Origin of the sequence: Humibacillus xanthopallidus, assembly GCF_006716675.1 — a bacterium.
GTDB lineage: Bacteria > Actinomycetota > Actinomycetes > Actinomycetales > Dermatophilaceae > Humibacillus > Humibacillus xanthopallidus_B.
On the sequence record NZ_VFPM01000003.1, the window covers coordinates 239,878 to 252,993 of the forward strand.

The following is a 13,116-nucleotide window of genomic DNA, read 5'->3' on the forward strand; positions in this document are numbered from 1 at the left end:
CGTCAGATTCCGCGATGAGGGCGCTCGTCACCTTCTTGACCTAAAGTCGCGGGCGTGGTGCACCAGCGCGGCGTGTCACTATGCGCCCATGGGACTCGAGCGCGCCAAGATCGTCGCCCTGTACGCGCGGTACCTCGACCGCTGCAACGAGCACCGCTTTGATCAGCTCGGCGACTTCGTGTGCGAGCAGGTGAGTGGTTCCGGTGCCACCGATGGGCTGGCCGGCTACATCGACAGGCTCGAGACCGTCCACACAGCCTTCCCCGACTACCGCTGGGAACTGCAAGACTTGGTCGTCGAGCAGGACATGATCGCCGCACGGTTGATCGGTCAGGGAACGCACACCGGCCCCTTCGACGGCATGGCTCCCACGGGCCGAAGGATCAGCACCCAAGAGCTGGTCATCTACCGATTTGCCGACGGCAAGATCGTCCAGTGCTGGGGAGACTTCTTTCCAGTGGTTCGCGACGCCATGATGGCCGCCGCTGACGCAGAGAGGTGACTCCTTCGGCGCCGTCTGCGCTGGTTGGCGCCTACGCGTGGCCGCCTCGCAATCGACCTGAGCCGCGCATTCACCGCTGACCGGCCCGCGGCTGGGACGCGTCCGACAGGAGCCTGTTAGACGATTGTCGGTAGGACCGGTGTCCAGCCAGACTCGGTTCCAGGTGCCCGGCGGGGTGCTCTTCTCGCGGCTGCCCACCAGTGTGATCGGTGTGGCTCTCTTCCGGTTTGCATCCCGCTGGGTGCCGTGACGAGGTGTGGCTCCAGAAGGGACTGCCCTGCTCTCAACAGCATTGCCCGCCTCGCGATCCCGGCAGGTCCAAGGACGAGACGAGGACGAGGTGGCGACATGGCGACGGTGTTCATCGGGGTCGATCCCCACAAGCTGTCGGTGACGATCGAGGTCGTCGACAACCACGAGAAGCTGCTCGGTTCGGGTCGGTTCGATACCGACCGGGCCGGCTACGCCGCGATGCGCAAACAGGTGCGGGCCTGGCCGGAGCGGGTCTGGGCGGTCGAGGGCAGCAACGGCGCGGGCCGTCCGCTGGCGCAGCGGCTGCTCGCCGACGGGGAGTACGTCGTCGACGTCCCCGCGAAGCTGTCGGCCCGGGCCCGGTTGCTCGACACCGGGCACAACCGCAAGACCGACGCCCACGACGCGCACGCCGTCGCGGTCGTCGCTGCACGCACCAAGGGACTGCGGGTGCTGTCCTACGACGGCGAGCTCGAGGCGCTGCGGATGCTCGCTGACCGACGCGATGAGCTGTCCCGGCAACGCGTCCAGACCGTCAACCGGTTGCAGCGGCTGCTGTCCGAGCTCACCCCCGGGAAGGCGAAGAAGGACCTGACCGCCTTGCAGGCCAAGGCAATCCTCGCTTCGGTGCGGCCGCGGGACCTGGCCGGGAAGACCCGTAAGAGGCTCGCGGTCGAGCAGCTGACCGAGCTGGTCGAGGTCGACAAGAAGACCAAGGTCCTCACCAAGGAGCTGAAGGCGATCGTGCTGTCCCGCGGGTCGCACCTGATGGACCTGCGTGGCGTCGGTCCGGTCGTGGCCGCGCGGACGTTGGCCGACGTCGGTGACGTGGCCCGGTTCGCCGACCGGAACCGGTTCGCCTCCTGCTGATCGACGGGACGGGTACCGCACCTTTGGACGCGTCCTCGGGTGAGCAGGACCGGCACCGGCTGTCCCGCGCCGGGGACCGGCGGATGAACCACATGATCCACATCGCCGCGATCAGCCAGATCCGCCTCGACACCCCCGGCCGCGCCTACTACCGACGCAAGCGCGCCGAGGGCAAGAAGCCCCTCGAGGCGCTGCGCTGCCTCATTGGATGAGTATGGGGACGCGGGTCACCTTGACCTGTTCGTCGGGAACGGCGAGGGACGGCCTCGATGTCTCGCCACTGGATGGCCTGTTTGAGCTGGTCGCCCTCGTCGTTGCCGGGAGGCGTGATCGGCGCGAGAGAGCAGCCCCAACGAGGGCCGAACAATGAGGAACCGACTGTCGTCCCGGCTACCAGCGGCGATGTCCGGCCGGGAGGTCAGCAAGTGTTCTGCGGATGGGATTGGGGTTCAACGGTTCACGGGGTGTGCCTCCTCGATGACAACGGCGTGACAGTCAAGACCTGGATGGTCAACCATGCCGATACCGAGCTCGCGGCGCTGTTTGTCGAGCTCGCACAACTGGGCGACCCGGCGCTGATCCCGGTCGCGATCGAACGCGGTGAGGGTCTGGTCGTCGGATTGATCGCGCGGGCCGGCCATCCCGTCCTGATGGTCGAGCCTGCAGCCTTCAAGGCCTCGCGTCCGCGGTGGGGCGCAGCCGGCGCGAAGTCCGACGCCGCGGATGCGTTCATGCTCGCCGACTACGCCCGCACCGATGGGCACCGGCTGCGCCGGGTGGAACCCCTGGAGCGGGCCACGAGGGAGCTTGCCGCCCTGGTCCGGGCCCGGACCTCGCTGGTTGAGGCACGCACCGCAGCGTCCAACCAGCTGTGGGCCATCCTCGCCGAGCACTGGCCGGGCGCTGCGATGCTCTTCCACAAGCTGACTGCGCAGATCACGTTGGCGTTCCTGGCCAACTACCCCACCCCCCGGTCAGCGGCCCGGCTTGGGGAGGGACGCATGCACCAGTTCTGCCGTCGGCACAGCTATTGAGGCGGCAAGTCCCCCGCGGAGCTAGTCAGTCGGCTCCGGGCAGCGCCCGTCAGCGCGGATCCGATCTCGGACCATGTGCTCGAGGCGATCGTTCGTTCCTCCGTCGCCCAGATCGGGCTGCTGAACGCCGAGATCGCCGGTCTTGAAGGCCAACTCGCGGCCGCCTTGACCACGCACCCCAAGGGGGCGTTGCTCAAGACCCTGCCGCGCGTGGCCACCGTTAGCCTGGCCGCGTTGATCGCCGAGATCGGCCCGCTGCTGGAGCGATGCGAGAACCCCGAGCAGGTCGCCGCCATGTGCGGCGCCGCGCCGGTGACCAAGGCATCAGGCAAGTCCCGCAACGTCGGCTTCCGCTACACCGTGAACAAGCCAGCCCGCGTCGCCATCACGAGCTTTGCCGACAACTCTCGACACCGCTCCGCCTGGGCCGCCGACTCCTACCGCCGAGCTCGAGCGCGTGGTGCTCGACACCCACACGCCATCCGGATCCTCGCCCGGGGCTGGGTGCGGGTGATTTGGGCATGCTGGACCACCGACACCCCCTACGACCCAGGCCGACACCGCGGCGAACAGCGGCTGCTCGCCGCGTGACTTGACCAAGAGAGCTCAAGCGAGGATCTCCGACGCCCTCTATCGGCAGCTGCTCGCCGATGCCCGTGCAGGTGAAACGGGCCCGGAAGGGCACTGCGGGGCGACTCTGATATCCAGCGCGGTCGACCTGCCCCCGCACATCGACACTTCGGATCAGCCACTTCCCGGACCCGCACCCACGACGCTGCCCGCCGCCGCGACCCCTGCGAACCCCCGCCCGGGCTCGGCTCCCCAACAGCCGCGCCGACGCGCCGGAGCCGTCAAGGTGCAGCGCCCCACCGGACGAACGACCTTGACGGCGACCAGCGCCGGCGCACCCTCCAAAGCGCCGATCCCGGCCCCTTGACGTCAGAGGGCGGCGGATAGACGCACCTCCTAGCCGACGGGATCGCGGGAGCTGAGGACGGTCAGCGACGGCTGCCCACCGGCGACTCCGCCTCCGCGGGCGAACCCATGTGCATTTGAGGGCCTGGGCCTCACGAGGACGTTAGCGTGAGCTGACTTTGGTGGTAGTCGTAGTGCTCGGTGGCGTAGGAGTAGACCTCGGCCAGGGTCATCGAGTCGAGGAAGAACGGGTCCCAGCCGACGGGGAAGTGCATCCGTCGATCGAGTGCATCTTCGTCCTCGGCGTCCAGCCGTCGGTGGAGTTGGGCGATCGTGCGGTCCAGCTGTGCAGTCAGTCGTGGACCACGAAAGACGAGGGCGCCGCCCACCGAGCCCAGGTAGTTGATGTGGTTGAACGGCCGGGTGGCAGCGTTGAGCACGTCGGCGAAAGTGCGGCTGGCCCGGTCCGGCAGGCGGCCGAAAAGCCGGACCAGCGGCAGAAGTCGGCGCACGATGAGGAAGCCGAACGTCATGTGCCACAGCATCTGGCCGTTGGTCCACTTGGTTCCCTGGGTCCGGCGACGGAGCTCGGCGGGCGTGGCGTGCGAGACGATGTCTTGCAGGTCGGCGCGCGCTCTCTCCAGCTCGTCGTGGATGCGCTGTCGATCGATCGGCTGACCTTCGGTGGTCATGCACCAGTCTCGCGCGTTGCGTCGATGGTGGGAACAGGGAAACGCCCCACGTGACGCGCCCTCGGCATGTGGGCGAGACCCACGCCCCGGCAGGCGGCGAGAGAGTCGCACCCTGTTGCGCGTCGGTGCCGACGCGCGCGGCCACCTCTTGAGGTGCATGATCAACCCGGTTCTGCCGATGACAGGTCGTTTGGTTTGCGCTCGAAGTAGTGATGCGCGATCCCCCGTTACCGGCATGTACGTCACGATTGCGGCACTCTGTTGGGTCGTCCGCGGACCTAGCGCCACGCCCCTCCTAGTCTCCTTAGCAAAGACAGGGGGATGCGATGGGAAGGACTCAGACGGCGCTGGGCAAGGCGCTGCAGGTTGCCCTCATCATGCTCGGTGTAGGCGTCGCAGGATACTTCGCGTTGATGGTCCTGCTCTTCTACTCGATGCAGGAGCCCGGCCCGCACACCCTGAACGTCCACAACGCGAGCGGTCGGCCGGTGCTCATCGAGCGCGAGGACACCCAACGCCTCCCCGGCGCGGCTGGCTACAGCTACAGCGTTGTCGTGTGGCGCAACAATGCGTCATGGCCAGCGGGCGGGGACCAGTGTGAGCAGAACCGCCTCGTCGCTCGCGACCTGCAGGGCACGGTGGTAGCCCGTCGCGTGGGTGACTGCAAGTCAGACACGTGGACTATCAGCGGGCAAGGCCTGTCCGCGGCGCCCCGCTACCAGCGAGAACCGGTGCCCCCAGACCACGTGGAAGTCCTCCTCGAGGTGGTGCCGGACCAGCCGGCAGACCCGGTGGTCGCGTGGTGGCGGGTCCTGCCGCAGACCCTCGGGCGAGCTGAGGAAGCGGGCCGACAAGCGGGCGTGAACGTGTACGGCCCGTTCCTTGAGGGTCAGGAGTTGACGATGTACCTCCGCGGGCCGGATGCCGCCACGGTCTTGAAGTTCGCCCGAACTCACGTTCTTCGCCCCTCACCCGGCCGTGCTTACGCGTACGTCGGCCCGTCGGGCCAGCCGGTATCGGAGAAGGCAACGCCCGTACCTCTCGGCGACACGACCCGGCCGACAATCGCCCGCACCAGTTGAGAAGAGTGCGGGGCGGAGGAAGCGTCCAACGTCCGGATCTGCCTCGGCCGGATGGTCGACAGGCGGCCAAAGGACACGGGTCTGTCGGCTTCTCAGGGGCCGGGTCGCGCTCGGGCCCGGCAGGTAGCTGAAGGGAGGCACCGTTCTGCGCGCGGATGTCACCCCGTCGGCGGCCTGGTCCGGGGCGGGGCCTGCGGGAGCTCACTTGGTGGCTTGGGCGATCCGTGACAACGCGGCGGCGATCTCGGCGTCGCGGCCTTGGGCGGCGTGCTGATAGCGCAGAGCGGCCTGCGGCGTTGAGTGACCGAGACGGCCCATGAGCTCGGCCAGCGTCGCACCGGTCTGTGCCGCCAATGTCGCCCCGGTATGCCTCAGGTCGTGCCACCGAAGATCCGGCCGTCCGGCAGCCTTCCGGGCGGGGTAGAAGACCCTGTAGAGGGTGCTGGGCGCGATGTGCGAGACGCCATCGGTGGCGGGGAACAACAGTGCGTCCTTGCCTCGCATCGGCATCGCCGTGACGTGGGCTTTGAGCATTGGCATCAGGTGAGGTGGGATGGCGACGTCGCGAACACCGGCCTCGGACTTGGGGGAGCCAACCATCGTCTGGCCCTCGGCGCGGACGACGCCACGTCGGACGTGGATCACGCCGTTTGTGAGGTCAAGGTCTTTGCGGCGCAACTCGGTCGCTTCTCCGAAACGGAGAGCGCACCAGGCGCACAGCATGAGCAGCGGCCGGTACTTCACCGGGAGTGACGCCGTGATGACCTCGAGCTCGGACAGCGTCGCCGGCTGGATCTTGCGGGCGCGTCTCGTCGTGCCCGCGCCGCGGATGTGGCATGGGCTAGATGTGAGCTTCTCGTCGGTGACTGCGGTGGAGAATATGGTCCGCAGTAGCGAGTAGGCATGTGCTCGCAATGTCGGGTGATCTGGTTCGAGGTCTGCATACCAGTCGCGGACGACCTCGCTCGTCACTGCCTTCAGCGGCACGTCGCCGAACGTCGGCAGGATGTGGCGGTTCAGGATGGATCTGTAGTGCTCGCGGCTGCGCGGCTTGAGGTCGCGTCGCCGCAGCCATTTCTCGGCGTAGGTTCCGAAGGTCTCCGCCATAGGTGCATCTCGTGGCTTTACCGGGGGAGCCCACTCGCCTCGGCTGATCCTTCGGCGCTCGTCAGTGAGCCAGGCCTCGGCGTCCATCCTTGAGTCGAAGGTGTGTGGAGCGTTGTGGCGCTTGAGGTCCGGCCCCCGGTACTTGGCGCGGTAGCGGCCGGAGGGGAGCCGCTCGATCGCGCCGAACTGACGCTTCGGGGTGGACACAGATTCGCCTTTCGTGGACCAGACGTGGACCACCAGAGTACTTCTCTGGGGATTCGTGTCCACAATAGGAACGCGCCACTGTTTGTCATCGCCGCAGGTCAGACGCCATATTGTGAGGTCAGCGCCAGATTTCACGATTATGCTGGAATGAAATTCAAACCCAGTATCGCCCACCATCACAGAACGGCCCCTGACCTGCGGAGACGCGGTTCGGGGGCCGTTTTCGTGCGACCCGCGTGCGATGCAGGTGCGATCCGGTTCGTGGCCAACCACCGGTGAGCAGGTCGGCTTCCGCCAGACACCCTCTCCAGAGCGCCGTGCCCGTCGATGGGGGTCCCTCACCGATCCAGATCTTGTCGATCTGGGCGGCGTAGTCTGCAAGTGCCGGTTTGGGCGCCTCGTCGAGGCTCAGGACGGCGTCAGGTGTGAGCCTGACGGAGCGACGTCGGGTCAAACAGTCGGACCGGCGTCGTTTCCATGTGCGACCGGGGCGTTCGAGCACACCCACAGTGCCCACTCTGACCGCCTCTTCTCCGGAGAACTGGCGTAAAGTCAGTGATTGCCACATAGGTCATGAAGCGGCCGTACGGCTTCGATGACACCCGGAGGTGACCCGATGGGAGGACGCGGGGGCCTGTTCAGGATCGTGACCAGGCAGCAGGACGCCGACGCCCAGATGGCTGAGCGCGTCGCGCTCTTGCGCAACAAGGTGACCAACCTCGAGCTCGCGTTGGAGCACAGCCGGGACATTGGTGTTGCGATGGGCATCCTGATGGCTACCGAGAAGGTGACGCGGGACTGCGCTTTCGGAATGCTGTCGACGATCAGTCAGAACCAGAACCGCAAGCTCTACGTGGTTGCCCGTCAGGTGATCGAAACCGGGACGATGCCGGTAGCCGAGAAGCCGCCCGCCTGAGCTCGGCCACACGGGTGTTCCACGCAGAGCGGCGCAACGCCTCATCGTCAGGAGGCGTGATCCAGCCCATACTGAGGTGAGGCGGAGGAGTCATGAGCTGGCCAGCCTGACCAGTTCGGGATTCGCCGAAGAGGAGCCATGGCACGCGAGACCCGTCCGTTGCAGAGTGGCTCGCACGTCCCGGAGCAGGCTTCCGCACGTGACGGGGGAGGCGGCCGGAGCAGGATGCGCACCGGTCTGCAATCGGGGCTGCCGAATCGCCACGGACGTCCTTCTGAGCTGTCGGCCTGCTTATCTCGAGGCAGCCGCTCGGTTGCGCCAGAGGCCACATTCACCGTACGCGAGGCGTCGATCGTGACGGGCCACTCTGACCTCGGGAGGACGGCATGAGGGACAGGGCCTCCATCCTCAGCGAGCTGGCGAAGGCGGTGGCCGTCCAAGAGCGAGCGATGCCCCTTCCTGAACGTCTCTGCCATGCAGCCGTCTCCATCATGGGAGCCCGTGGCGCCTCGCTCACCATCGCCTACACGGCGCCTCATCGGGTCACGTTGTGCTCGACCGACGACGAGGCTGCCCGGCTCGAGGACCTGCAGGACGTGCTGGGTCAGGGGCCGGGACCGACGGCATATCGCACCGGGCTCCAGCTCAGGGCCGGCATCGGGGTGTGGGGAGAGCCCGTGGACGCCCGCTGGGTTCAGTTCGATGAGGCGGTCCGAGACGCGTTCGGCGCCGTGCGGATGACCGCGATCCCGGTTCACCCGGACGGCGAGATTCTCGGTGTGCTCACCTGCCACCAGCCTGCCGACTCCACCCCACGGCTCGAGCAGGACGCCGCCCAGTTCCTCGCCGACGCGATCGGGGTGAGCATTCTCAAGGATCCTGACGCGCTGGCCACGGACTTGAGCGGGCCCTGGGCCAGCCGTGCCCAGATCCATCAGGCAACAGGGATGGTCGTCTCGCAGCTGCGGCTCAGCCCGGACGAAGCGTTGGCCCTGCTCCGCGCACACGCCTTCGCCCACACCTGGCCTTTGGCGCGGGTCGCAGCTGCGGTCGTGACGAGGGAGCTCGACTTCGCCGCTTCCGACCGTGACACCGAGCCCAGCCGGCGCAGCCCCGAGCGATCTGGTAGCACCCCAAACCGCGACGGGACCGACCAGCCATGACACTCACCCCGATTCAAGCCCTTGCCCGGGCCACGTCGGCGCTCGTGTCCCGGCACGACGTCATGGACGTGATGGCTACCTTGTTGGGCGATGCCCAGCAGGCCATGGATGCTGCAGCGGCCGGGCTGCTCGTGACCACTCCCCTCGGGGGGTTGGACGTTCTTGCGGCCACCTCACACCACGCTTTGGACCTGGAGCTCTACGAGGCACAGGAACAGCACGGGCCCTGTGCCGACGCGGTGTCCGGCGGCGCGCCCGTGCTGCAGGATGGTGGCCCCGACCTGGCTCGACGCTGGCCTGACCTGGCGGCCAAGATGCACGCAGCCGGCTACCGAGCAGTTCAGGCCCACCCCATGCGCTGGCACGGTTAGGCTGTCGGGGCGATCAACATCTTCCACGCCAAGGCGCGGCTCACCGCGGACGACGTCACGCTGGCACAGGCGTTCGCCGACATCGCCACCCTCGTTCTGGTCACCCCCGACGACCTCGGGATTCCTGAGGTCAGCGATCGCACCGCGGCTGCCCTCGCCGGGCGAACCATCATCGAACAGGCCAAGGGAGTTCTCGCACACCAGAACACGATCACGGTCGAGGACGCCTACGCAACGCTGCGCGAGCGCGCTGTGAGGGAAGGAACCACCCTGACGGAGACAGCGAAGAACATCGTCCGAGACGCGCACCGGAAGTAGACGCTTCACCTGGCTCCGTCCTCGAGCCCTCCTCCTGGCCTGCCTGGCCGTTGGTCGATCTCGTCAACGGTGCCGCATCTCAGGCAACGAACCTCGACGGCCCGGCCCAGAACACCCGGCCGGTCCCAGCGGTGCCCGAGAAGGAGGCAGAGGATCGTGTGAGCCACCCGTCGAGTATGCGCGCGGGATGTGCCCCGCCGCGACCGGCGGGCGCGGGCCAGACTAAGGCTCTCCTGTCGGCGGATCGTCCGACGTCTGGACCGGGATGGCCCGCCGGCGCAGCTCCTCCACGAGTTCCTCCTCACGCCGAATGAGGTCGGCAAGAGCCGCTGGCTGCGGGCCCGCCACGGTGATTCCCGTTCGCGAGTGCATCGTGACATGGCGCAGGGCGTCTTCCACCTGCGCCAGCTCGGAGATGAGATCCCGGGTCGACCTGGCCATGTCCACCCGGTACCCGAGTGGCAACGGGTGAAACGGAAAGAGACGCTGGCTCGTCGAGGCCTCGTGGGACGAGGCGATGGAGCTCGTCGTGCGCCGGATGCGCGAGCTGCTCGACGAGCAGGGTCCCAGCGCCGTGGGGTTCTACACCACCGGGCAGCTCTCCTTGGAGGAGTACTACACGTTGGCGATCGTCGCGCACGGCGGCATCCGGACCAACCACGTCGACGGCAACACGCGCCTGTGCACCGCGACGGCGGCCGAGGCCCTCAAGGAGTCGTTCGGGTGTGACGGCCAGCCCGGCTCCTACACCGACGTGGACCATGCGGACGTCAACGCTCTCTTCGGCCACAACGTCGCGGAGACCCAGACGGTGCTGTGGATGCGGATGCTCGATCGCCTTGCCGGGGATGACCCTCCGGCCGTGCTGTGCGTCGACCCCCGGCAAACGCCGGTCGCCAGGGCTGCCACCGTCCATCTTGCGCCGCGACCCGGGACGAACGTCGCCCTGATGAACGGGATCCTCCACGAGGTCGTCGCCTCGGGGCACGTGGACGAGGACTGGGTGCAGGCGCACACGGTCGGCTACGAGGACCTCGAGAAGCTCGTCGCGCGATACTCGCCGGAGGTCGTCAGCGCCATCTGCGACGTGCCGGCGGACGACATCCGGGCTGCGGCACGCCTCGTGGGCGAGGCCGAGGCGTTGGTCTCAACGGTGTTGCAGGGCTTCTACCAGTCGCACCAGGCGACCGCCGCCGCCGTGCAGGTCAACAACCTGCACCTCCTGCGGGGCATGATCGGTCGGCCCGGGTGCGGCATCCTGCAGATGAACGGGCAGCCGACGGCCCAGAACACCCGCGAGTGCGGGGCCGACGGCGACATGGCGGGCTTCCGGAACTGGAACAACCCGTCGCACGTGGCTGAGCTCGCCCGGCACTGGAACGTCGAGCCGAAGCAGATCCCGCATGCCACGCCGCCGACGCATGCCATGCAGATGATGCGCTACGTCGAGGACGGCTCGATCCGCCTCCTCTGGGTGTCCGGGACCAACCCCGCGGTATCGATGCCTGAGCTCGCTCGGATGCGCTCGATCCTGGCGCAGGACCGCCTCTTCCTCGTGGTCCAGGACATCTTCCCCACGGAGACGACGCAGCTGGCCGATGTCGTGCTGCCCGCCGCGGCGTGGGGGGAGAAGACCGGGACCTTCACGAACGCCGATCGCACCGTCCACCTCTCGGAGAAGGCCGTCGACCCACCGGGCGAGGCCCGTCCCGACCTCGAGATCTTCGTCGACTTCGCTCGGCGGATGCGATTGCAGGACAAGGACGGTGAGCCCCTCGTCAAGTGGTCGTCGCCCGAGGAGGCATTCGATGCCTGGAGGGAGTGCAGTCGCGGACGCCTGTGCGACTACAGCGCGCTCAGCTACGAGAAGCTGCGCGGTGACAGTGGGATCCAGTGGCCGTGCACTGACGAGAGCCCGGAGGGCACTGAGCGGCTGTATGCCGGTGGCGTCTTTTGCGCGTCGCCTGACGACTGCGAGTCCTACGGTCGCGACCTCGAGACGGGCGCTCCGCTCGAGGAGCAGGAGTACCGCGCCCTCAACCCCGAGGGACGTGCCGTCATCAAGGCCGCCGACTACCGCCCGGCCCACGAGCTGCCGGACGTAGACCACCCGCTCCAGCTCATCACCGGCCGCACCGTCTACCACTTCCACACCCGCACCCGGACCGCCCGCGCCCCGGAGCTGCAGTCGGCCGCTCCCGAGGTCTGGGTCGAGGTGTCGGCCCACGACGCCTCGACGTACGGCCTCGACGAGGGAGACCTCGCGGAGGTGCGGACCCCCCGGGGGGAGGTGCAGGCGCGCGTGCGGGTCAGCGGCATACGACCGGGGGTCGTCTTCCTGCCCTTCCACTACGGCTATTGGGACACCCCGGAGGGCTGGCGGCCGGGCGACCACGGGCGAGCGGCCAACGAGCTCACCCTCACCGACTGGGACCCCGCCTCCAAGCAACCGATCTTCAAGACAGCGGCGTGTGCGGTCCGCAAGGTCGCTGCGGCAGAGGGCATTCCGTCGCCGGCGCCGACGACCGCGGCATCCGGACCGGTCTCCGAGAGTGCCATCCCGACCGGCCGAGGAGGGATCCGATGAAGATCGGGGTGGTTCTGAGAGACCTGCACCACGACGAGGTCGAGCTCGCCCGGGCCCTGCTGCGGATGGCCGACAAGCATCGGGCCGACCATGAGTTCTTCCACCTCGGGCACGACCTGGCGGCCTGGTCCATGAGGCATGTGCGCGAGATCGCTGCCATGGCAGTGCGGTTCGGTGAGCAGCTCGACCCGGAGCCGGCAGACTCCGCCCCGGTCGTCGATAGTGCTCGGCGATGGCTCTCCGAGCGCGGGGGACGCTCTGCCGAGGTCGAGCTCGTCATGGTGCGCGACCTGCGCGAGCTCTATCTGCGAGCCTCGTCGGTGCTGACGGACTGGGAGATGATCGGGCAGGCGGCGCAGGCCATCGTCGACGATGAGCTCCTCGAGCTCGCACAGCGGTGTCAGGCGGAGACGAAAAGACAGGCCACGTGGGCGAACTCGAAGATCAAGGAGTCCTCGACCCAGGCGCTGGTCGTATGAGCTACGTCGCACCGGCCCTTTCCACGAACCCGAGACTCGCGTCGTCGTGCGACCGATCGGCAACCCTCTGCCGTGGCCATGCTCATGCCGACTGCGGCGGCGACGAGCAAAGCCGCCGGCTTGGCCGCGTAAAGACGTCTTGTTGTGTTTGCCGGGCGGGTGGGCGGGTAGGAGGGGTGCGCAGTACCAACTCGAACGAGAGGAGACACCATGACGACCCACCACTGGGACGCCTGGAACTATCGGGAGAGCACGGGGATCTCAACTCGTCAGGAGGACCTGACGGGCTTCAAGGTGCACGCGGTTGACGGTGACATCGGCAAGATCGATGCCGCCACCCGCGACGTTGGTGCCGGCTACATCGTGGTCGACACCGGGCCTTGGATCTTCGGCCGCAAGGTGATGCTGCCGGCCGGGACGGTGGAGCAGGTCGACTGGGACGCCAACAGCGTCTACGTCGACCGGACCAAGGACCAGATCAAGGCCTCGCCGGAGCTCGGCGAGGACCAGCTGTCCGATCCTGGGTACCGCGACCGCGTGGGGACCTACTACGGGGGAACCTACGACGGGCGCGACCAGCTCTGACCCTCGGTTCGTCTGAAGGAGGTATGCCGTCGGGTG

General features: G+C 67.7%; 14 protein-coding genes and 1 pseudogene. 12 read left to right on the forward strand and 3 right to left on the reverse strand.

Annotated features, from left to right (window positions below):
- The first annotated feature begins 88 nt into the window (after nucleotides 1–88).
- From FBY41_RS16220 to FBY41_RS23635, 5 genes are all read left to right on the forward strand, one after another.
- Nucleotides 89–502 carry an ester cyclase gene (locus FBY41_RS16220; protein WP_141845334.1) on the forward strand — a complete coding sequence of 138 codons (414 nt, stop codon included), beginning with the start codon at nucleotides 89–91 and terminating at the stop codon, nucleotides 500–502.
- 348 nt (nucleotides 503–850) lie between these two features.
- Nucleotides 851–1,624 carry an IS110 family transposase gene (locus FBY41_RS16225; protein ID WP_260439843.1) on the forward strand — a complete coding sequence of 258 codons (774 nt, stop codon included), beginning with the start codon at nucleotides 851–853 and terminating at the stop codon, nucleotides 1,622–1,624.
- Between the two features lie 23 nt (nucleotides 1,625–1,647).
- Nucleotides 1,648–1,836: an IS110 family transposase gene (locus FBY41_RS24000; RefSeq protein WP_260439844.1), complete on the forward strand. Its 189-nt coding sequence runs from the start codon at nucleotides 1,648–1,650 to the stop codon at nucleotides 1,834–1,836.
- A gap of 72 nt (nucleotides 1,837–1,908) precedes the next feature.
- A complete protein-coding gene (locus tag FBY41_RS23630) occupies nucleotides 1,909–2,658 on the forward strand; it encodes an IS110 family transposase (protein WP_260439915.1) in 750 nt (249 codons plus the stop codon).
- Nucleotides 2,659–2,733: 75 nt separating this feature from the next.
- On the forward strand, nucleotides 2,734–3,249 hold the full coding sequence (locus FBY41_RS23635) for a transposase (RefSeq protein WP_221629321.1): 516 nt from the start codon (nucleotides 2,734–2,736) through the stop codon (nucleotides 3,247–3,249).
- Nucleotides 3,250–3,725: 476 nt separating this feature from the next.
- Here FBY41_RS23635 and FBY41_RS16240 read toward each other — a convergent pair whose 3' ends face one another.
- The gene (locus tag FBY41_RS16240; RefSeq protein WP_185749125.1) at nucleotides 3,726–4,265 is read right to left on the reverse strand and encodes a DinB family protein; all 540 of its coding nucleotides are present in this window, start codon (nucleotides 4,263–4,265) and stop codon (nucleotides 3,726–3,728) included.
- 326 nt (nucleotides 4,266–4,591) lie between these two features.
- On the opposite strand from FBY41_RS16240, the gene FBY41_RS16245 reads away from it, so the two are divergent.
- Nucleotides 4,592–5,347 (forward strand): hypothetical protein, encoded by a 756-nt coding sequence (locus tag FBY41_RS16245; RefSeq protein WP_141845335.1) that lies wholly within the window; start codon nucleotides 4,592–4,594, stop codon nucleotides 5,345–5,347.
- 201 nt (nucleotides 5,348–5,548) lie between these two features.
- Here the strand turns inward: FBY41_RS16245 and FBY41_RS16250 are convergent, their stop codons facing one another.
- A complete protein-coding gene (locus tag FBY41_RS16250; protein ID WP_221629322.1) occupies nucleotides 5,549–6,661 on the reverse strand; it encodes a tyrosine-type recombinase/integrase in 1,113 nt (370 codons plus the stop codon).
- A gap of 646 nt (nucleotides 6,662–7,307) precedes the next feature.
- Here FBY41_RS16250 and FBY41_RS16255 point away from each other — a divergent pair.
- Both FBY41_RS16255 and FBY41_RS16260 read left to right on the forward strand, forming a co-directional pair.
- A complete protein-coding gene (locus tag FBY41_RS16255; protein ID WP_185749126.1) occupies nucleotides 7,308–7,577 on the forward strand; it encodes an ANTAR domain-containing protein in 270 nt (89 codons plus the stop codon).
- 386 nt (nucleotides 7,578–7,963) lie between these two features.
- On the forward strand, nucleotides 7,964–8,740 hold the full coding sequence (locus FBY41_RS16260; protein ID WP_141845337.1) for a GAF and ANTAR domain-containing protein: 777 nt from the start codon (nucleotides 7,964–7,966) through the stop codon (nucleotides 8,738–8,740).
- A 173-nt stretch (nucleotides 8,741–8,913) separates the two neighbouring features.
- Here the strand turns inward: FBY41_RS16260 and FBY41_RS24005 are convergent, their stop codons facing one another.
- Nucleotides 8,914–9,312 (reverse strand): hypothetical protein, encoded by a 399-nt coding sequence (locus FBY41_RS24005; protein WP_260439845.1) that lies wholly within the window; start codon nucleotides 9,310–9,312, stop codon nucleotides 8,914–8,916.
- Here FBY41_RS24005 and FBY41_RS24295 point away from each other — a divergent pair.
- The 4 genes and pseudogenes from FBY41_RS24295 to FBY41_RS16280 all read left to right on the forward strand — a co-directional run bounded on the left by FBY41_RS24295 (nucleotide 9,283) and on the right by FBY41_RS16280 (nucleotide 13,080).
- The gene (locus FBY41_RS24295) at nucleotides 9,283–9,429 is read left to right on the forward strand and encodes an ANTAR domain-containing protein (RefSeq protein ID WP_375869892.1); all 147 of its coding nucleotides are present in this window, start codon (nucleotides 9,283–9,285) and stop codon (nucleotides 9,427–9,429) included. The genes FBY41_RS24005 and FBY41_RS24295 overlap by 30 nt on opposite strands.
- Nucleotides 9,430–9,919: 490 nt before the next feature.
- Nucleotides 9,920–12,016 (forward strand): annotated as a pseudogene (locus FBY41_RS16270) (molybdopterin oxidoreductase family protein); the annotation flags it as partial.
- A complete protein-coding gene (locus FBY41_RS16275; protein WP_141845339.1) occupies nucleotides 12,013–12,495 on the forward strand; it encodes a hypothetical protein in 483 nt (160 codons plus the stop codon). The pseudogene FBY41_RS16270 and the gene FBY41_RS16275, both read left to right, overlap by 4 nt.
- 210 nt (nucleotides 12,496–12,705) lie before the next feature.
- Nucleotides 12,706–13,080, forward strand: a complete 375-nt coding sequence (locus FBY41_RS16280) for a PRC-barrel domain containing protein (protein ID WP_141845340.1) — start codon at nucleotides 12,706–12,708, stop codon at nucleotides 13,078–13,080.
- Nucleotides 13,081–13,116 lie beyond the last annotated feature (36 nt).